Raw genomic sequence first — 21,516 nt, forward strand, 5'->3', positions numbered from 1 at the left:
CAGCGAATCTGGAGCACGATGTCCATGACCGAGCGTCCCTCCCAGCGCCTTCCCCTCACCGGGGCCCAGACCGGTGTCTGGTACGGGCAGCGGCTCGACCCCGACTCCCCGGTCTACAACGTCGGCCAGTACGTCGAGATCGACGGCCCCCTGGACGCCGGCCTGTTCGTGACCGCGCTCCGGCAGACGGTCGCCGAGAGCGAGGCGCTCACGGCGCGCTTCGCGGAGGGCCCGGACGGGGAGCCGTACCAGGTCACCTGGAGCGGGCCCGCGGCCGGACCGCTGGTCGCCGTGCTCGACCACACGAGCCAGGACGACCCGTACGGCACGGCGCTGTCCCTGATGCGCGCCGACATGGCGCGCCCGGTGGACCCGGTCCGGGACTCCCTGTACGTGTTCACGCTGCACAGGATCGGCCCGGACCGCACCCTCTGGTACCAGAGGGCCCATCACATCGTCCTGGACGCCTTCGGGTTCTCCCTCCTCTCCCGGCGCACCGCCGAGATCTACACGGCCCTCGCCGGGGGCGTGGAGCCCGCGCCCGGGCCGTTCGGCGGGCTGGAGGTGATCCTCGGCGAGGAGCAGGACTACCGCGCCTCCTCCCGGTTCGCCGAGGACCGCGCCTACTGGCTGGAGCGGCTCTCGGACCGCCCCGAGCCGGAGCCGCTGAGCGGTGCCCGTTTCCCCGCGGCGCACGCGTTCCTGCGCGACGGCGCCACCCTTGCCCGGGAGGAGACCGCCGGCCTCCTTGCCATCGCCCGGGCCGCCAAGGCCAGTTGGGCCGATGTCCTGACCGCCGCGTTCGCCGCCTACCTGCACCGCGCCACCGGCAGCCGGGACGTGCTGCTGTCGCTGCCCGCCATGGCGCGGCTCGGCTCGGCGGCCCTCAAGGTGCCGTCCATGGTCGTCAACGTGCTGCCGCTGCGCGTCGCCGTGCGCCCGCAGACCCCCCTCGCCGAGCTGGTCGCCGCGGTCGCCTCGGACATCCGCGACCTGCGCCGCCACCAGCGCTACCGGGCCGAGGACATCCGCCGCGATCTCGGCCCGGCCGGCCGCGAACAGGGCCTGCTCGGACCCATGGTCAACATCAAGGCCTTCGACAACTCCCTCGACTTCGCCGGAGCAGCAGGCTCCGTGCACAACGTCGCCGCCGGCCCGGTGGACGACCTCACGCTCGGCGTTTACCACGACGCCGCCGAGGGCCGCATCCGGTTCGAGCTCGACGCCAACCCGCAGGCGTACGACGCCACGTCGCTGGCCGCGCGCCGCGCCGAGTTCGCGCAGTTCCTCCGCGAGGCCGCCGCGGCCGGGCCGCAGGCACCCGTCGGGCGCCCCGACCTGCTCTCGCCGACGGCCCGGGACGCCCTGCTCCTCGACCTGAACGACACCGGCCACCCGGTGCCGGCCGGCACCGTCGTCGACGCCTTCGAGCACGCCGCCCGGCTGCACCCCGAGATGCCCGCGGTGATCGCGGGCGGCCACACGCTGGGCTACGCGGCCCTGGAGGAGCGCGCCAACCGGCTCGCCCGCCTCCTGATCGGCCGCGGCGCCGGCCCGGAGACCATCGTCGGCCTCGCGCTGCCCCGCACCCCGGACCTCGTGGTCGCCCTGCTCGCCGTCATGAAGGCGGGCGGCGCCTATCTGCCGCTCGACCTCGACTACCCCGCCGACCGGCTGGAGTTCATGGTCGGGGACGCCCGCCCGCTCTGCGTCCTGACCACCCTGGACTGCGCGGCGACCGCCCCGGTCGTCGACGGGGTCGAGACCGTCGTCCTCGACGCCCCCGACACCCTCGCCGAGCTGGCCGACACCGCCGCCCACGCCCCGACGGACGCCGACCGCACCGCGCCGCTGGACTGCGGCCACCCCGCGTACGTGATCTACACCTCCGGCTCCACGGGCCGGCCCAAGGGCGTCGTCGTCCCGCACGCGGCCCTGGCCAACTTCCTGCGCATGCAGGCCCACGAGCTCGAACTGGCCCCCGGTCAGCAGCTCGTCGCGGTCACCACCATCTCCTTCGACATCGCGGCCCTGGAGATCCACACCCCGCTGATCAGCGGCGCCACCGTGGTCCTGGCCGACCGCGACACCGTACGGGACCCGGCCGCTCTCGCCACGCTCGTCGACGCGCACCGGCCCTCCGTCATGCAGGCCACGCCGTCGCTGTGGCACGCCCTGCTGGAGGACGGCCGCCCGGCCTCGCTCGGCGGCACCCGTGTGCTCGTCGGCGGAGAGGCGGTGCCCGCCGCCCTCGCGGAGCGCCTCGCGCGCACCGCGCGGTCGGTCACCAACGTGTACGGCCCGACCGAGGTCACCGTCTGGGCGACCTCCCGCCTGCTCCGCCCCGGGCACACCGGCGTTCCAGACATCGGGGAGCCGTTCTGGAACACCCGCGCCCATGTCCTCGACGGGGCCCTGCGCCCGGTCGGCGTCGGCCGGCCCGGGGAGCTCTACCTCGCCGGTGACCAGCTCGCGCGCGGTTACCTCGGCCGCGCCGCACTCACGGCGGAACGTTTCGTCGCTGATCCGTACGGGCCCGCGGGCAGCCGGATGTACCGCACCGGTGACCTCGTACGCCGCACCGCGGACGGCCGGATCGGCTTCCTCGGCCGCGTCGACGATCAGGTCAAGCTGCGCGGCTTCCGCATCGAACTCGGCGAGATCGAAAGCGCGCTCACCGCCGGTGAGGGCGTGGACCGGGCCGTGGCCCTGGTCCGCGAGGACCTTCCCGGATTCCCGCACCTCGTCGGCTACGTCACCCCCGCCGGCCAGGGCCCCGGACCCGACGCGGCGGACCTGCGCCGGGCGCTGGCCGAAGTGCTGCCCGAGTACATGGTCCCGTCCGCGGTCGTCGTCCTCGAGGCGTTCCCGCTGACGGCCAATGGAAAGATCGACCGCCGTTCCCTGCCCGCGCCCGATCTGGCGGCGCTGGCGGGAGCCGGGGCGCGGGCCCCGCGCGGGGCCCGCGAGGAGATCCTCTGCGGGGTCTTCGCCGACGTGCTGGGCCTGGAATCCGTGGGTCCCGACGACGACTTCTTCACCCTCGGCGGGCACTCGCTGCTGGCCGCGCGGGTGGTCGCCCGCGTGCGGACCGCCCTGGGCACCGAATGCGGGATCCGGGACGTGTTCGAGGCGCGCACCGTGGCCGCACTCGCCGCGCTGCTGGCCGGGCGCACGGCCGCCGCCCGTCCGGCGCCCGTCGCGGGTCCGCGCCCGGACCCGCTGCCGCTCTCGTACGCCCAGCAACGCCTGTGGTTCGTGCACCAGGTGGAGGGCGCGAGCGCCACCTACAACATCCCGTTCGTGGTGCGCTTCGACACGGCGCTCGACGCGGACGCCCTGGACGCGGCCCTGCGCGACGTGGCGGGCCGCCACGAGGCCCTGCGGACCGTCTTCGGGGAGCGGGACGGGGAGCCGTACCAGCGGGTGCTGGACGTGGCGGAGGCCGGGGTCCGGCTGCACCTCGACGACGTGGCCGGCGACGGGTTCGAGTCCGCGGTCAGGGAGGCGCTGGGTCATCTCTTCGACCTGTCCGGGGAGGCCCCGCTGCGGGTGACCCTGGTGCGTGACGCGGCCGGCGGTGAGCAGGCCCTGGTGGTCCTGCTGCACCACATCGCGAGCGACGAATGGTCGATGGGGCCGTTCCTGCGCGACCTGGAGCGGGCGTACGCGGCCCGCTGTGCGGGCGAGGACCCCCAGCTCGGGGTTCCGGCCGTGCAGTACGCCGACTTCGCGCTGTATCAGCGGGAGCTGCTGGGCTCGGCGCGGACCCCCGGTTCGCTCGCCGCCACCCAGGCGGCGTACTGGCGCGAGGCCCTGGCGGAGCTGCCGCCGGAGGCCGGGCTGCCGGCCGACCGGCCGCGTCCGGCCGTGGCCGACCCGGCCGGGGCCGTGCTCTTCAAGGCCGTGCCGCGCGAGCTGGCGTCCGCGGTGCGGTCGCTGGCCCGTGAAACCGGTACCAGTGTGTTCATGGTGGTCCACGCGGCGGTGGCCGCGGTGCTGCACCGGCTCGGCGCGGGCGAGGACATCGTGCTGGGCAGCCCGGTCGCCGGGCGGACCGACAGCGCGCTCGACGACCTCGTCGGCTTCTTCGTCAACACGGTGGTGCTGCGTACCGACCTGTCCGGCGACCCGTCCTTCACGGAGCTGCTGGACCGGGTGCGCACGGCCGATCTGGCCGCGCTCGACCACGCCGACCTGCCCTTCGACTCGGTCGTGGAGGAGGTCAACCCGCAGCGTTCGCTCTCCCGCCACCCGCTCTTCCAGACGATGGTCTCGCACAGCACGGTGACCCAGGACGTGGCGAACCTGTTCGGGTACCCGGCCCGGGTGGACCGGGTGGACCCCGGTGTCACCAAGTTCGACCTCGACATCACCTTCTCGGACGCGGCGCACAGCGACGACCTGGAGCTGGAGGTGTTCTACGCGACCGCGCTGTTCGACCGCCCGACCGTGGAGACCTTCGTCCAGCGGCTGCTGCGCGCGCTCGCTGCGGCGGTCGCGGCTCCGGCGGACCCGGTGTCCTGGTGGGAGCTGCGGGACTCCGCCGAGCGGGCCCGGCTGGCCCGCTGGAACGACACGGACCGGCCGGTGGAGCCGGGTGCGGTGACCGAGGTGTTCGCGGCCCGGGCGGCCGCGGCTCCCGACGCGGTGGCCGTGGTCGCCGGGGAACAGCGCCTCACCTTCGCCGAACTGGAGGACCGGGCGGGCCGGCTGGCGGCCCTGCTGGCCGAGCGCGGGGTCTGCCCGGACGCCGTGGTGGCGCTGGCCGTGCCGCGTTCCGCCGACACCGTGGTGGCGACGCTCGCGGTGCTCAAGGCGGGCGGCGCCTACCTGCCGCTGGACCTGGACCACCCGGCCGAGCGGATCGCGTTCATGCTCGGGGACGCGGAGCCGGTGTGCACGGTGACGACCCGGGCGGCGGCGGACCGGCTGCCCGGTGCGGACCTGGTGGTGCTGGACGACCCGGCGACGGCCGAGCGGCTGGCCGCCCTCGCACCCGCGGCCGATGTGCCCGTGGACCCCGAGCACGCCGCGTACGTCATCTACACCTCCGGTTCCACCGGCCGCCCCAAGGGGGTCGTGCTGCGGCACGCCGGTCTGACGCGGCTCTTCCGCGACCACGAGCGGGAGCTGTACCTGCCGGTCGCCGACCGGCTCGGGCGCCGGGTGCGGGCGCTGCACACCGCGTCCTTCTCCTTCGACTCGTCCTGGGAGCAGCTGCTGTGGCTGGTGGCGGGGCACGAGCTGCACGTCCTGGACGAGTACGGGCGCCGGGACGCGGACGCGGTCGTGGCGTACGTGCGCGCCGAGGGGATCGACGCCCTCGACGTCACTCCCTCGTACGGCCGGCAGCTGGTGGACGCCGGGCTGCTGGCGGGCGAGTGGCGGCCGCCACTGTTCCTGCTGGGCGGGGAGGCGGTGCCGCCGGCGCTGTGGGAGGAGTTGCGCACCGTACCGGGCGTGGAGGTCGTCAACTACTACGGGCCCACCGAGTTCACGGTGGACGCCCTGGTGGCGCGGGTCGGCGACTGTGCCTCGCCGGTGGTGGGCCGGCCGCTGGACAACAGCAGGGCGCACGTGCTGGACGGGCGGCTGCGGCCGGTGCCCGTGGGGGTGCCGGGTGAGCTGTACCTGGCGGGCGAGCAGGGAGCGCGCGGCTACCTGGGCCGGTCCGCACTGACGGCGGAACGTTTCGTCGCAGATCCGTTCGGCTCCCCGGGCGCCCGGATGTACCGTACGGGCGACCTCGTACGGTGGCGGGCCGACGGCCTGCTGGAGTTCCTCGGCCGCGTCGACGACCAGGTCAAGATCCGCGGCTTCCGTGTGGAGCCGGCCGAGGTCGAGGCCGAACTCTCCGCCCTGGACGGGGTGACCTCGGCCGCCGTGGTGGTCCGCGAGGACACCCCGGGCCTGCCCCGGCTCGTCGGCTACGTCACGGGCTCGGCCGATCCCGTCCGGCTGCGGGCGGAGCTGGCCGGGCGACTGCCCGAACACCTGGTCCCGGCCGCCGTGATGGTGCTGCCGGTGCTGCCGACGAGCGTGAACGGAAAGCTGGACAAGGCGGCGCTGCCGGTGCCGGTCGCGACGGCCGACAGCTCCGGGCGGGCCCCGCGCGGGGATGCCGAGGAGCGCCTCGCCGAGGCCTTCGCCCAGGTCCTGGGGGTCCCCTCGGTCGGAGCCGAGGAGGACTTCTTCCGCCTCGGCGGGCATTCCCTGCTGGCCACCCGCGTGGTGGCCCGGATCCGGACGGCGCTCGGCGCCGACTGCTCGGTGCGGGACGTGTTCGAGCTGCGCACGGTCGCGGCGCTCGCACAGCGGCTGGCCGGCCGCCGCGCGGCCGCCCGCCCGGAGCTGACCGCGGGGCCGCGCCCCGAGCGGCTGCCGCTGTCGTACGCCCAGGCCCGGCTGTGGTTCCTGCACCGGATGGACGGCCCGAACGCGACCTACAACATCCCGCTGGCCCTGCGGCTGCGCGGTGAGCTGGACACGGCCGCGCTGGAGGCTGCCGTGCACGAGGTATCGGCCCGGCACGAGGTGCTGCGCACCGTGTTCGCAGAGGACGCCGAGGGCCCGTACCAGCGGGTGCTGGAGCCCGCCGACGCGGCGGTGCCCTTCGTGGTGGCCGAGGTCGAGCCGGCCGATCTCGTCCGGAGCATCGACGCGGCGGCCGGTCACGCCTTCGATCTGGAGCGCGAGACGCCGCTGCGGGTGAGCGTGCTGCGCACCGCCGCCGACGAGCAGGTGCTGCTCCTGCTGCTGCACCACATCGCCGGTGACGAGTGGTCGGCCGGCCCGCTGCTGGCCGACCTGTCCGCCGCCTACGCGGCACGGTGCGCGGGCGGGGTCCTGGACACCGCGCCGCCCGCGGTCCAGTACGCGGACTACGCGCTCTGGCAGCGCGAGCTGCTGGGCGAGGCCGTGACTCCCGGATCCGTCGCGCACGGGCAGGCCGGCTTCTGGCGGGAGGCCCTGGCGGGCCTCCCCCAGGAACTGGAGCTTCCGGTCGACCGGCCGCGTCCGGTCCGCCCCACGCACGAGGGCCGGACCGTGTCCGCGGCGCTGCCGCAGGAGCTGGTGGCGGAGCTGGAGGCACTGGCCGGGGAGCGCGGCACCACGATGTACACGGTCGTGACCGCGGCCGTGGCGGCGCTGCTGCACCGCCTCGGCGCGGGCGAGGACATCCCGCTCGGCAGCCCGGTGGCGGGGCGCGGCGAGGAGGCCCTGGACGGGCTGGTCGGGTTCTTCGTGAACACCCTGGTCGTCCGGGCCGACCTGGCGGGCGACCCGTCGTTCGCCGAACTCCTGCGCCGTACGGCCTCCTTCGGGGCCGCCGCCCTCGCCCACGCGGACCTGCCGTTCGACGCGGTCGTCGAGGCGGTCAATCCGGAGCGCTCGCTGTCGCGGCACCCGCTCTTCCAGACGATGGTGGCCTACGAGGACGGCGGTGCCGAGCCGGTCCGCGCCCTCGGCTCCCTGCCGGCCGAGGAGTTCCCGGTCTCGGCAGGCAACGCCAAGTTCGACCTGGAGATCCTCTTCCGCCGCACCCCGGGCACCGACGGCTCGCCCGCTGCGATGACCTGCGGAGTGCGGTACGCGACCGACCTGTTCGACGCGGAGACCGTACGGTCCCTGCTGGCCCGGCTGCTGCGGCTGCTCGGCGCTGCAGCGGCGGCCCCCGAGGTCCCGCTGGCCGAGCTGGAGCTGCTGGACCCCGCCGAGCGCGCCCGGGTCCTGGACGGATGGAACGACACCGTCCGGCCGGTCGCGCCGCAGACCCTGGACTCCCTGGCGGCGGCCGGCTCCCGGCGCGATCCGCTGGCCACGGCCCTCGTCCTCGAGGGGCGTGAGCTGTCGCGCGCCGAGTTCGAGGAGCGGGTCAACCGGCTGGCGCGCTTGCTCATCGGCTCAGGGGTCGGCCCGGAGTCGGTGGTGGCCGTGGCCCTGCCGCGCTCCTTCGACCTCGTCGTCGCCCTGCACGCGGTGGTCCGGGCGGGCGGCGCCTATCTGCCGCTCGACCTCGGTCTGCCGACCGAGCGCCTGGCGTACATGGCAGAAACGGCCGCTCCGGTCTGCCTGCTGACGGACCTGCCCTCACTGGGGGCGCTGCCGGACCTGCCCGACACCGAGATCCTGGTCCTGGACGCCCCCGAGCGGGTGGCCGAGCTCGCCGCGCTTTCGGGCGGCCCGGTCGCGGACGCGGACCGGCGCGCGCCCCTGCTGCCCCGCCACCCCGCCTACGTCATCTTCACCTCCGGCTCCACCGGGATGCCCAAGGGCGTGCTCGTCGAGCACGAGGCGATCGTCAACCGGCTGCGCTGGATGCAGGACGCGTACGGCCTGGACTCCACCGACCGGGTGCTGCAGAAGACCCCGGCGAGCTTCGACGTCTCCGTCTGGGAGTTCTTCTGGCCGCTCGCCGAGGGCGTCCCACTGGTCATCGCGAGCCCCGACGGGCACAAGGACCCGCTGTACCTCGCCGACCTGATCCGCGAACAGCGCGTGTCCGTCCTGCACTTCGTCCCGTCGATGCTCGCCGCGTTCCTGGGTGACGCCGAGATCACGGACTGCCCGTCCCTGCGCCTGATCGTGTGCAGCGGCGAGGCCCTGCCGGGCGAGCTCGTCGGCCGCTTCCACGCGTCCGCCCCCGGCGGCGCAGCCCGTCTGGTGAACCTTTACGGCCCCACCGAGGCGGCCGTCGACGTCACCGCCGCGGACTGCCCTTCCACCGGCACGGGTTCCGCGTCCGTGTCCATCGGCAGCCCTGTGTGGAACACCCGCGTCTACGTCCTCGACGCCCGCCTGCGGCCGGTCCCTGTCGGGGTTCCCGGCGAGCTCTACCTGGCCGGCGTCCAGCTGGCCCGCGGCTACCTCGGCCGCCCGGCACTCACGGGCGAACGCTTCGTCGCCGACCCGTACGGCACGCCCGGCGCCCGCATGTACCGCACCTGCGACCTGGTGCGCTGGAGCCGGGACGCGCGGCTGGAGTACCTGGGCCGCACCGACGACCAGGTCAAGCTGCGCGGATTCCGCATCGAACTCGGCGAGATCCAGGCCGTGCTCGGCTCTTCCCCCGACATCGCCCGGGCCGCGGTGATCGTCCGCGAGGACCAGCCCGGCGTGCAGCGTCTGGTGGCCTACGCCGTCCCCGCGCCCGGCGTCACCATCGACCCGGCCGCCCTGCGCACCCTGGCCGCCGCCCGCCTGCCCGAGTACATGGTCCCGGCCGTGGTGGTGCCGCTCGCCGTGCTCCCGACCACCGCCAACGGCAAGCTGGACCGGCGGGCGCTGCCCGCGCCCGCCGCGCCGGTCGCCGGGTCGTCCCGGGCTCCGCGCGACGCCCGCGAGGAGATCCTCGCCGGGATCCTGGCCGACGTCCTCGGCCTGGAATCGGTCGGTGTGGAGGACGACTTCTTCGCCCTCGGCGGCCACTCGCTGCTCGCGGCCCGTGCGGTGGGGCGCTTCAGGTCCGCGCTGGACGTGGACTGCGCCATCCGCGACCTCTTCGAGATGCGGACGGTCGCCGCGCTGGCCGCGCTGCTTGCGGAGCGGACCGGCGCCGGGCGTCCGCGCCCCGCGGCGGCCGTGCCGCGGCCCGAGCGCCTGCCGCTGTCCTTCGCGCAGCGCAGGCTGTGGCTGCTGGACAGCGTCCGCGGCCCCGGCACCACCTACAACGTGCCCCTCGCGGTGCGGCTGAGCGGGCCGGTGGACACCGCGGCCCTGGAGGCGGCGGTGCGCGATCTGGTCGGCCGGCACGAGAGCCTGCGGACCGTGTTCCGCGAGCACGGGGGCGAGCCGTACCAGGTGGTCCTGCCGGCCGAGCGGGCCGGTGTGGCTCTGACGGTGCGCGAGGTGGCGGCGGACCTGCTGGAGGAGGCGGCGGTCCGCGTCGGCGGGCACGTCTTCGACCTGGCCGCCGAGCCGCCGGTGCGGGTCACGCTGCTGCGGGCCGCGCCGGACGACCACCTGCTGGTGGTGCTGGTGCACCACATCGCCACGGACGAGGGGTCGGCCGGCCCCCTGCTGGCGGACCTGGACCGGGCGTACGCCGCGCGGGCGGCGGGCACGGAGCCCGGCTTCGCGCCGCTGCCGGTGCAGTACGCCGACTTCGCGCTGTGGCAGCGCGAGTTGCTCGGCGACGCCGACGATCCGGACTCGGTGGCGGGGCGGCAGGCCGCGTACTGGCGGCAGGCCCTGGCCGGCGCCCCCGTGGAGCTGGCGCTGCCGGCCGACCGGCCGCGGCCGGCGGTCCCCTCGTACGAGGGGGACGTGGTGACCTTCGAGGTGCCGGCGCGGACCGGGGCGGGGCTGGCGCGGATCGCCCGGGAGAGCGGTGCGACGCTGTTCATGGTGGCGCACGCGGCCGTCGCGGCGCTGCTGCACGGGCTCGGCGCGGGTGAGGACATCCCGCTGGGCAGTCCGGTCTCGGCCCGGGAGGGCGAGGAGCTCGACGGGCTCGTCGGCTTCTTCCTGAACACACTGGTGCTGCGCGCCGACCTGTCCGGGGACCCGACCTTCGCCGAGCTGGTGGCCCGGGTGCGGGACACCGGGCTGGCGGCCTTCGCCCACGCCGATCTGCCGCTGGAGGCGGTCGTCGAGGCGGTGGATCCGGAGCGGTCCCGGTCGCGCAATCCGCTGTTCCAGACGATGGTGACCTACCACTCCGTGGACGGTGCGGTTCCGGAGCTGTTCGGGCTGCCGGCGCGGGAGTTCACGGTGGAGACGGGCGGCGCCAAGTTCGACCTGGAGTTCGCCTTCGGGGCCTCCCAGGAGCACGGGGCGATAGCGGGCGGCATCCGCTTCGCGACCGACCTCTTCGACCGCGGAACCGTCGAACTGCTGGCCCGACGGCTGCTGTTGCTGATGGAGGCGGTCGTGGCGGCGCCGGACCGTCCGGTCTCGGCGGTCGAGGTGCTGGACCCGGCCGAGCGGGAGCTCGCGCTGCACGGCTGGAACGACACCGTCCGCCCGCTCGGCGGCGCGCGGACCCTGGCCGCTCTGGCGGCGGCGGGCGCGAAGGAGGAGACCGCTCCCGCGCTGGTCTTCGAGGGGCGTGAGCTGTCGCGCGCCGAGTTCGAGGAGCGGGTGAACCGGCTGGCGCGGCTGCTGATCGACCGCGGGGTGGGCCCGGAGTCGGTGGTGGCCGTGGCCCTGCCGCGCTCCTTCGACCTCGTCGTCGCGCTGCACGCGGTGGTGCGGGCGGGCGGTGCCTTTCTGCCGCTCGACCTCGGTCTGCCGACCGAGCGCCTGGCGTACATGACCCGTACCGCCGAACCCGTCCTGATACTCACCGACACCTTGTCGGGAACCTTGCTGTCTCCCGAAGTGGGCAGGGCGCGGGTCCTGCTGGACTCCCCCACCGTCCGCTCCCGCCTGACCGCACTGGACGGCTCGGACCTCTCCGACGCGGAGCGGCGCGCACCCCTGCTGCCCCGCCACCCCGCCTACGTGATCTTCACCTCCGGCTCCACCGGGATGCCCAAGGGCGTGCTCGTCGAGCACGAGGCGATCGTCAACCGGCTGCAGTGGATGCAGGGCGCCTACGGCCTCCGTCCCGGAGACCGGGTGCTGCAGAAGACCCCGGCGAGCTTCGACGTGTCCGTGTGGGAGTTCTTCTGGCCGCTCGCCGAGGGCGTCCCACTGGTCATCGCCCGTCCGGACGGGCACAAGGACCCGCTGTACCTCGCCGACCTGATCCGCGAGGAGCGCGTGTCCGTCCTGCACTTCGTCCCCTCCATGCTCGCCGCCTTCCTCGGCGAGACCGGGATCGCCGGCTGCCCGAGCCTGCGGCTGGTGGTGTGCAGCGGCGAGGCCCTGCCCACCGAGCTCGTCACCCGCTTCCATGCCTCGGCGGCGGGCGCCCCGGTGGCACTGGAGAACCTCTACGGCCCCACGGAGGCTGCCGTGGACGTCACCTCGGGCGCCTGCACAGCGCTCACCGCCGCCGAAGGACGGGCCTCGGCCCCAATCGGTCTGCCGGTGTGGAACACCCGCGTGTACGTGCTCGACGCACGCCTGCGGCCGGTGCCCGTCGGGGTTCCCGGCGAGCTGTACCTGGCCGGCGTCCAGCTGGCCCGCGGATACCTCGGCCGCCCGGCACTCACGGGCGAACGCTTCGTCGCCGACCCGTACGGCGCGCCCGGCGCCCGCATGTACCGCACCGGCGACCTCGTACGGCGCCTCGCCGACGGGCGCCTGGAGTACCTGGGCCGCACCGACGACCAGGTCAAGCTGCGCGGATTCCGCATCGAACTCGGGGAGATCGAAGCCGTCCTGACGGGCTCGCCCGAGGTGGACCGGGCCGCGGTGATCGTCCGCGAGGACCAGCCCGGCGTGCGCCGCCTGGTGGCCTACGCCGTCCCCGCGCCCGGCGCCAGCATCGACCCCGCCGCCCTGCGCACCCTGGCCGCCGCCCGCCTGCCCGAGTACATGGTCCCGGCCGTGTTCACGGAGCTGGAGCGGCTGCCGTTGTCCGCGAACGGCAAGCTGGACCGGCGGGCACTGCCCGCACCGGTGATCGCCGGACCGGCGGCCTCCGCCGCCCCGGCGGCGCAGGTGCCCGCCGGGACCCCGGAGCAGATCCTGTGCGCCCTGATGGGTGAGGTGCTGGGCCTGCCCGGAGTCGGCCCCGACGCCAACTTCTTCGAGCTCGGCGGCGACAGCATCGTCTCCATCCGGCTGGTGGGGCTGGCCCGCAAGGCCGGGCTGACCGTCTCCGCCCGGCAGATCTTCACGCACCCGACCCCGGCCGCGCTGGCCTCGGTCGCCACCGTGCCCGAGGACTCCGCCGCTCCCGCCGCAACGACCGCCGACGCGGGTCCCGGCCCGCTGCCGCTGCCTCCGGTGGCGTCCTGGCTGGCCGAACGGGGCAGCCCGTTCGCCTCGTTCGCGCAGGCCCGGCTGGTCCGGCTGCCCGTCGGGGCCCGGCGCCCGCACCTCACGGCCGCGCTGCAAGCCGTACTGGACCACCACGACGCGCTGCGCCAGCAGCTGACCGTGCCCCGCCCCGGGGTGTGGAGCGCGGAAATCCGGCCGACGGGCGCGGTGGACGCCTCCACCGTCCTGGAGGGCGTGGACGCGGTCCGCCTGTCCGACACGGCCCTGCGCGAACTGGTCGCCGCCGAGTCCGAGCGGATCTGGCGCCTGCTGGACCCCGAAGCGGGGACCCTCGTGCGCGCCGTGCACCTCGACCGGGGTCCGGCCGAGCCCGGCCGACTGCTGCTCGTCGTCCACCACCTCGCGGTGGACGAGGTGTCCTGGCAGATCCTGCTGCCCGACCTGGAGGCGGCCCACGAGGCCGCCGCCGCGGGCCGGACGCCGGACCTGGAGCCGGTCGGCACCCCGCTGCGGGCCTGGACCACGCACCTGCTGGCCGAGGCGCAGAGCCCGCGCCGCACCGCCGAGCTGGACCGCTGGCTGGCCGCCGCCCCCGGCGGGCCGCTGCTCGCCGGACGTCCGCTGGACCCGTCCACGGACACGGCGGCCACAGCTCGCCGGCTGTCCGTACGGATCTCCGCCGAGCGCACGGCCCCGCTGCTCCAGGCCGTTCCGGCCGCCTTCCACGGCACCGTCGGGGACGCCCTGCTGAGCGCGCTGGTCCTGACGGTCGGCGACTGGGCGACCCGCTCGGGCCGGACCCGGCCGGACGGGTTCACGGTGGACCTGGAGGGTCACGGCCGGGAGCAGGAACTGCTGCCGGGCGCCGACCTCACCCGCACGGTGGGCTGGCTGACCAGCATCCACCCGCTGCGGCTGCCGGTGGGCGCCTACGACACGGCGGCGGTGACCGCCGGGCGCGCGGACGCCGGAGCACTGCTCAAGGAGGTCAAGGAGCTGCTGCGGGCGGTGCCCGACGGCGGGCTGGGCGCCGGCCTGCTCCGCTACAACAACCCCTCCACGGCGCGGCTGTTCGACCCGGCGGCCCGGGCCGAGATCCTGTGGAACTACCTGGGCCGGCAGACCGGCCGGGCCGATTCCGCCTGGGGCCCGGCCCCGGAGGCGGACGCCCTGTCCGCCCGCCCCGACCCGGCGATGCCGCTCTCCCACGTACTGGAGATCACCGCGGAGATCACCGACGGGGACGGCGGGCCGGAACTCACCGCCCACTTCATCTGGGCGGGCGAGGCGCTCTCCCAGGACACCGTGGGACAGCTCGCGGACGGCTGGACGGCCGCCGTGGACGCCCTCTCCGCCTGGACCGACGGCGGCACGTCCGCGGGATACACCCCCTCGGACCTCGACCTGGTCGATCTCGACCAGGACCAGATCACCATGCTCGAAGAAATGTGGAGGGCCCAGCAGTGACGCAGGCTCGAATAGAGGACATGCTTCCGCTGTCCCCCTTGCAGCAGGGCATGCTGTTCCATTCCGTCTACGACGCGAGCGCGCCAGACGTGTACACGGTGCAGGTCTCCGTGTCGCTGGCCGGCCCCGTGGACGCGGACCGGCTGGAGCGGGCGGGCGCCGCCCTGCTGCGCCGCCACCCCAACCTGCGGGCCGGCTTCTGGCACGAGGGGGTGCCCCAGCCGGTGCAGTTCGTGCCGGCCGAGGTGACCTTCTCGCTCGGCCGGGCGGACCTGTCGGCCGACCCCTCGCAGGCCGCGGTGCGCCGGGCGGAACGCGCCGAGCTGGACCGCCGGTTCGAGCTGCACCGGCCGCCGCTGCTGCGGCTGCTGCTGGTGCGCCGGGGCCAAGGCGACCACCTGCTCGTGGTCACCGTGCACCACATCCTGGTCGACGGCTGGTCGATGCCACTGCTGGTCGGGGACCTGCTCGCGCTGTACGAGAGCGACGGCGACGCCTCTGCGCAGCAGCCCGTACGCCCCTACCGCGACTACCTCAAGTGGCTGAAGGCGCAGGACGTCCCGGCCGCCGAGGGCGCCTGGCGGACCGCGCTGGCCGGGCTGGACGAGGCCGTGCTCGTGGCCCCGGCCGACCCGTCCCGTACGGCGGTGCGGCCCGGTGTGCACCGCGTGGAGCTGTCGGGGGCGGCCACCGCCCGGCTGACGGCGGCGGCGCGCTCGCTGGGCACCACGCCCAGTACGGTGATCCAGGCGGTCTGGGGCCTGCTGCTCGGCAGTCTGACGGGCCGCCGGGACGTGGTCTTCGGGCTGACGGTCGCGGGCCGGCCCGAGGAGCTCCCGGGCGTCGAGTCGATGGTCGGACTGTTCATCACCACCGTCCCGGTGCGGCTCACGGCGCGGCCGTGGGAAAGCGTCGCGGACCTGCTCAGACGGTTCCGGGACGAGCAGAACGCCCTGCTCGCCCACCACCACCTGGGCCTGCGCCTGATCCAGAAGCAGGCGGGCGGCGGCGAGCTCTTCGACACTCTCGTCGTCATCGAGAACTACCCGGTGGACCCGTCGACCCGCGCGCCGCTGGCAGACGGGGTGCGGGTGACGGGGGTCGAGGCCCGGGACGGCACGCACTACCCGCTCACCCTCTCGGTGTCCCTGGACGAGCGGGCCGAGCTGGCCCTGGAGTACCGGCCGGACCTCTTCGACGCCCGGACCGTCGCCCGCGTGGCCGAGCGGTTCACCACGCTGCTGGACCAGGTCGCGGGCGACCCCGGCCGCCCGGTGGGGACGCTGGAGCCGCTGACCGCCACCGACCGCGCGGAGCTGCGTACCGCGGAAGCGGGCACCGCGCGCGATGTGGCCGACGGTACGGTCGCCGACCGGTTCGCCGAGCAGGCCGCCGCCACCCCGGACTTCTGCGCCGTGGTCTCGGGCCCCGACCGGCTGACCTTCGCCGAACTGAACGACCGGGCGGACCGGCTGGCCTCGCTGCTCGCCGCGCGCGGCGCCGGACCCGAGTCCGTCGTGGCGCTGGCCGTGCCGCGCTCGGCCGCGTCGGTGGTGGCCATCCTGGCCGTCCTGAAGTCGGGCGCTGCCTACCTGCCGCTGGACCTGGACTACCCCGCCGACCGGATCGCCCTGATGCTGGACGACGCGGCGCCGGTGTGTGTGCTGACCACGGAGGCGGCGCTCGCGCTGCTGCCCGCCGAGACCGTGGGCGGACCCACCCGGATCGTCCTGGACTCGGCGGAGGCGACCGCGGAACTCGCCTCGCACGGCGCCGGTTTCCGTCCGCCGCGCACGGAGTCCGGCCACCCGGCCTACGTGATCTACACCTCCGGTTCCACCGGCCGCCCCAAGGGGGTCGTGCTGACCCACGGCGGTCTGGCGAACCTGTACGCCAACCACGTCGCGGACGTCTTCGCCCCGGCCGTGGCGGCTGCGGGCGGGCGGCCGCTGCGCGCCCTGCACACCGCCTCCTTCAGCTTCGACACCTCGTGGGAGCAGCTGTTCTGGATGGTCTCGGGGCACGAGCTGCACGTCCTGGACGAGATCGGACGCCGCGACGCCGAGTTCACCGTCGGCTACGTCCGCGAACACCGGATCGACGCCATGGACGTGACGCCCACCTACGCCGGCGCGCTGCTGGAGTGGGGGCTGCTGAGCCGCTCGCACCACCGGCCGGGGCTGCTGCTCCTGGGCGGCGAGGCCGTGCCCGAGGCGCTGTGGACGGAGGTCCGCGAGGCGCCCGGGGTCATGTCGGTGAACCTGTACGGGCCCACCGAGTACACGGTGGACGCGCTCGGCGCCGACCTTGCCGACTCGGCCACCCCGATCGTGGGACGGCCCATCGGGAACACGGCCGCCCGCGTACTGGATTCCGCGCTGCGGCCCGCGCCGGCCGGCACCCCCGGTGAGCTGTACCTTGCGGGCCACGGTCTGGCCCGCGGGTACCTGGGCCGGTCCGCGCTGACCGCCGAGCGGTTCGTCGCCGACCCGTACGGTCCGCCGGGCTCGCGGATGTACCATACGGGCGACCTCGTACGGCTGCGCTCCGACGGGCAGCTGGAGTTCCTGGGGCGGGCCGACGACCAGGTGAAGATCCGCGGCTACCGGATCGAGCTCGGCGAGGTGGAGTCGGCCCTGACCGCGCTGCCCGGTGTCGGTTCCGCTGCCGTGGTGGTCCGCGAGGACACGCCCGGGGTCAAGCGGCTGGTCGCCTACGTGACCGGCCCGGTCGCGGGGGCGGCGCTCCGGGAGGCGCTGGCCGGCGTACTGCCCGACTACATGGTCCCGGCGGCCGTGGTGGCCTTGGATTCCCTCCCGACGAACGTCAGCGGCAAGCTGGACCGGGCGGCGCTGCCCGCGCCCGAGCTGGGCACGGCGGCGCGCTCGCGCCCGCCCCGCGACGCCCGCGAGGAGGCGCTGTGCGCCGTCTTCGCGCAGGTGCTGGGGCTGGCCTCGGCCGGGATCGACGACGACTTCTTCGTACTGGGCGGGGACAGCATCGTCTCCATCCAGCTGGTGACCCGGGCCCGGAAGGCGGGCCTGGTCCTCACACCGCGCGATGTCTTCGAGCAGCGGACGGTCGAGCGGATGGCCGCCGCGGCCCGCAACGCCGGGGACCAGGGGGGCGGTTACCCGGCGTCGGCCGGTCCACTCGTCACCCTCGACGCCGGGCAGGAGGCCGCGCTGGCCGCGGTGTTCCCGCACGTGGCGGAGGTCCTGCCGCTGGCACCGCTGCAGGAGGGCCTGTACTTCCACGCCGTCTACGACGACCGGGCGCTCGACGTCTATCTGATGCAGAACTTCGTCGAGCTGCTGCACGCCGTCGACGGGCCCGCCCTGCGCGCCGCCTTCGACACCCTGCTGCGGCGCCACCCCAACCTGCGGTCCGGTTTCCGGCACGAGGGTCTGGACGGCCCGGTGCAGGTGGTGCCGGGCGAGTGGGAGCTGCCCTGGCGGGAGATCGACCTCAGCCATCTCGACCGGGCGGCACAGGACGAGGCGCTGCGGGAATTCTCCCTGGCCGACGCGGCGACGCGGTTCGACCTCGCGGCCCCGCCTCTGCTGCGCGTGGCCCTGATCCGCTTCTCGGCGGAGCGCTGGATGCTGTGCGTGACGCAGCACCACATCCTGACCGACGGCTGGTCGGAGTCGCTGTTCTTCGAGGAGCTGTTCGCCCTGTACGGGCACGGCGGCTCCGAGGACGTGCTGCCGCCCGTCACCCCCTACCGGGACTACCTGCGCTGGCTGTCGGCCGTGGACCGGGACGCGGCCGAGCAGGCCTGGCGCACCCACCTGTCCGGGCTGGACCAGGCCACGCTCGTGGCCCGCGCCGATCCGAACCGGCAGCCGGTGACCGCCGAGGTGGTGGACCTGTCTCTGGACGTGGACACCAGCGACCGGCTGCGTGCCTTCGCGCGCGGCTGCGGGGTGACCCTCAACACCGTGCTCAGCACGGCGTGGGCGATGGCGCTGGCCGGCATGACGGGCCGCGACGACGTGGTCTTCGGTGCCACCGTCTCCGGCCGTCCGGCGGATCTCGCCGGGGTCGACCAGATGATCGGCATGTTCATGAACACGCTGCCGTTCCGGGTCGCGCTGCGCCCCGACGAGCCGCTGCGCGAGCTGATGGTGCGGGTGCAGGGCGAGCACGCGGCCCTGCTGCCGCACCACTACGTGGGGCTCGGACCGATCCAGCAGCTGACGGGGCTCGGGCAGCTCTTCGACACCCTGTACGTCTTCCGCAACACCCCGCTGAACGACGCGGCCCGCGAGGAGGCAGTGGCGGCCCACGCCATCGGCTGGACGCACAGCGTCGACGGCACCCACTATCCGCTGACCCTCGCGGTCACCCCCGGTCCGGCCCTGGAACTGAGCCTCGGCTACCGGCCCGACCTGTACGACGAGGCCACCGCCCGGCACCTGGCGGGCCGGCTCGCGCTGCTCGTGGAGCAGCTCGCCGACGGCGGGGCGGTCCCGGTGGGCCGGCTGGTCACCCTGGAGACCGCGGAGCGGGCCGGACTGCTCGCGACCGGCGACGACACGGGCCACGAGGTCCCGGACACCACGGTGATCGACCTGTTCGCCGAGCAGGCCGCCCGTACCCCCGGGGAGACGGCCCTGGTCTTCGAGGGCCGTCGGCTGAGCTATGCGGAGCTCGACGCACGCGCCAACCGGCTGGCGCGCGCCCTGGTGGCGCGGGGTGCGGGGCCGGAGGTCGTGGTGGCCCTGGGCCTGCCGCGGTCGGCGGACTTCGTGGTCGCGCTGTTCGCCGTACTGAAGACCGGCGCGGCCTATCTCCCGCTGGACCTCGACCACCCCGTGGACCGGCTCGGCGCGATGGTGGAGGACGCCTCGCCGCTGTGCCTGATCACGACGGCCCCGGTGACGGACCGGGTGCCGGTGGTGGAGGGCGTACCGGCGCTGTTGCTGGACGACCCGGCGGTGGTGGCCGAGCTGGCGGCGCTGCCGGAGGGACCCCTGGCGGAGTCGGAGCTGGCGGGCGTCCGGGACGGCCGGCACCCCGCCTACATCATCTACACCTCCGGCTCCACCGGACGGCCCAAGGGCGTCGTGGTCCCCTACTCGGGTCTGACCAACATGCTCCTCAACCACCGCGAGCGGATCTTCGCTCCGGCGGTGGCGCTGGCGGGCGGGCGCCGGATGAAGGTGGCGCACACCGTGTCCTTCGCCTTCGACATGTCGTGGGAGGAGTTCTTCTGGCTGGTCGACGGGCACGAGGTGCACGTCATCGGCGAGCAGCTGCGCCTGGACCCGGCGGCCCTGACCGCGCACTACGACCGTGTGGGCATCGACGTGGTCAACGTGACCCCCTCGTACGGCCTGCAGTTGGTCGAGGCGGGTCTGCTGGACGCGGACCGGCACCGGCCGACGCTGTTCCTGCTGGGCGGCGAGGCGGTGCCGGACGGCCTGTGGGAGCTGCTGAAGCGTACCGAGGGCACCATGGGCTACAACCTGTACGGCCCGACCGAGTACACGATCAACGCGCTGGGCGCCGACGTGGACGACAGCGCCGCCTCCTGCGTCGGGCGGCCCATCTTCAACACCCGGGCCTATGTACTGGACAGCGCGCTGCGGCCGGTGCCGGTGGGCGTGGCCGGTGAGCTGTACCTCGCGGGAGCGGGGCTGGCCCGCGGGTACTTCGGGCGGCCGGAGCTGACCGCGGAGCGGTTCGTCGCGGATCCGTTCGGCGAGCCCGGCACGCTGATGTACCGGACGGGCGACCTGGTGCGGTGGCGCGGGGACGCGCAGATCGACTACCTCGGGCGCGCCGACGACCAGGTCAAGATCCGCGGGTTCCGCATCGAGCTCGGCGAGATCGAGTCGGCGGTGGCGGCGGAGCCCGGCATCGCGGCGGCGGCCGTGGTGGTCCACACGGGGCCGACCGGTGTGAAGCGGCTGGTCGCCTACACGGTGGCGTCGGCCGCGGAGGCCCCCGAACCGGCGGCCCTGCGGGCCCGGCTGTCGGCCGCACTGCCGGAATACATGGTTCCGTCGGCCTTCGTGGAGCTGTCGGCGCTGCCTCTGACGGTGAACGGCAAGGTGGACCGGGCGGCGCTGCCCGCCCCCGACTTCGGGGACGCGGGCGGCGGCCGGGCGCCGAAGGACGGCCGCGAGGAACTGCTCTGCGCGATCTTCGCGGACGTGCTGGGCCTCGAGCGGGTCGGGGCCGAGGACAACTTCTTCGAGCTCGGCGGCCATTCGCTGCTGGCCATGCGGCTGGTCGGCCGGATCCGCGCGGAGTTGGGCACCCCGGTCCAGGTCGGCGCCGTGATGGCCGCGCCGACGGTGGCGGACCTGGCGGCCCGGATCGGGTCGGACGCCCGCCGGGACGCACTGCGGGTGCTGATGCCGCTGCGGGAACGGGGAACGGCCGCGCCGCTGTTCTGCTTCCACCCGGCGTCCGGCTTCGCCTGGCAGTACACCGGCCTGCTGCGGTACCTGGACGCGGACCGGCCGGTGTACGGGCTCCAGTCGCCCGGGCTCGCCGGCGCGCAGCCCGAGGTGGCCGATGTCGCCGCCCTGGCGGAGCTCTACCTCGATGAGATCCGTACCGTCCAGCCCGAGGGTCCCTACCACTTCCTCGGCTATTCCTTCGGCGGGACCGTGGCACAGACGCTGGCCGCGCTGCTCCAGGAGCGCGGCGAGGAAGTCGCCTTCCTGGGGCTGCTCGACGCGTACCCGCCGGAGACCGAGGACTGGTCGTACATCGACGCGCCGGACTGGCGCGAGCGCCTGGAGCGCGAGGAGAGCGGTTTCCTGCTCTCGGTGGCCGGACTGAACCCGCCGGAGGGCGATGCTCCGGTGGACCGGGCGGAGGCGGTCGACGCGATCCGCGACAGCCAGGGCCTGCTGGCCGGCTTCGACGAGGCGCTGCTGGGGGCGATCGTCGACACGAACGTGCACTGCGTACGGCTGCTGTCGCGCAGCCGCACCCTCCGCTACCGGGGTGACGTGCTGTTCTTCACGGCGGCCCGGTCCACTCCGGCGGACGAGGCGCCGGGACTGGTCTGGCCCGCGCACCTGGGGGGCCGGCTCGAGGAGCACGTCCTGGACTGCGCGCACGACGACCTGATGTCCCCAGGTGTCCTGGCGGAGATCGGTCCGGTGCTGGCCCGTGCGCTGGCCGCGGCCGAGCCGGGCGCCCGGGACTGACCCCCGGGACTGACCCCCGGGTGCGGGTGGGGGCGCT

At 74.8% G+C, this 21,516-nt stretch carries 2 protein-coding genes; both read left to right on the plus strand.

The features are described 5' to 3' along the window. Positions 1-24: 24 nt before the first annotated feature. Entirely contained in the window at positions 25-14,304 is a 14,280-nt protein-coding gene (locus tag OG444_RS02355; protein ID WP_327260474.1) for a non-ribosomal peptide synthetase, read from the plus strand. Positions 14,305-14,324: 20 nt separating this feature from the next. After that, the gene (locus OG444_RS02360) at positions 14,325-21,479 is read left to right on the plus strand and encodes a non-ribosomal peptide synthetase (RefSeq protein ID WP_327260475.1); all 7,155 of its coding nucleotides are present in this window, start codon (positions 14,325-14,327) and stop codon (positions 21,477-21,479) included. The last annotated feature ends 37 nt before the right edge of the window (positions 21,480-21,516 follow it).

Origin of the sequence: Streptomyces sp. NBC_01232, assembly GCF_035989885.1 — a bacterium.
Classification (GTDB): Bacteria; Actinomycetota; Actinomycetes; order Streptomycetales; family Streptomycetaceae; genus Streptomyces.

Excerpts from the sequence above, each read along its gene's own strand:
- OG444_RS02355 (WP_327260474.1), top strand. The coding sequence starts at position 25 with ATGACCGAGCGTCCCTCCCAGCGCCTTCCCCTCACCGGGGCCCAGACC.
- OG444_RS02360 (WP_327260475.1), top strand. The coding sequence starts at position 14,325 with ATGCTTCCGCTGTCCCCCTTGCAGCAGGGCATGCTGTTCCATTCCGTC.